The 672-nt window shown below is 63.5% G+C and carries 1 protein-coding gene; it reads right to left on the reverse strand.

Translation table 11 applies throughout. The features are described 5' to 3' along the window. On the reverse strand, nt 1-672 hold a 672-nt coding region (locus MKK75_RS23810; protein ID WP_244044987.1), incomplete at both ends, for a baseplate hub protein.

The following is a 672-nucleotide window of genomic DNA, read 5'->3' on the forward strand; positions in this document are numbered from 1 at the left end:
ATGACCTTGTATTGGCCGTCCGCGGCGACCCCGAAGGCATCGAGCTGCGCGTTGTTCGGGGCGCCCGTGATGCTCGGATCGTACTCCGCCTGCTGGACTGAGCTTTGATCGATCTGCACGACGCTGCCGGGGACGATGTTACCGTTCAGGAGGCACTGACCTTCGACGCCGTTGATCGTCTGAACCGGCATACCGACGAGACCGGTCTTGCCGTTCAGGACGATGCCGCCGCCGGGCAGAGGCTTGTCGTTGGCGAGGATCTGGAGCTTGCCGTTCTGGATCGACCACGATGTCCTGGTGGCGAAGGCGATCTCTCGCAGCAGATCCTTGGCATTCCCGTGAGCCGCGAACCCGCGCGGGAATTTGGTCTTGGTCAAAGCGTCTTGGTCGATGTAGCCGATACTGAGCCCCAACGCCTTCATGGCGTCGGCCGCCACCATGGCCCGGTCATAGTGGGTGTGCCCGGCTGACAAGGTCTTGTTGACGACGGCATAGTTGCGGGGCGTGTCGCCGTCCGTGGCGAGGATCGCGAGCACCGTGTCGGTCACGTCCTGACGCAGGTTGCGGGCCTGGAGGATCTTGCCCTTGAAGATGACGAACACGGAGCCGGAGGCGTAACCAGCCGAGAGCGTCACCGACTTGCCGACGTAGAACGCGGGCTGCGTGCTGCTC

The sequence above is a fragment of the Methylobacterium sp. J-030 genome, from assembly GCF_022829545.1.
Lineage (GTDB): Bacteria > Pseudomonadota > Alphaproteobacteria > Rhizobiales > Beijerinckiaceae > Methylobacterium.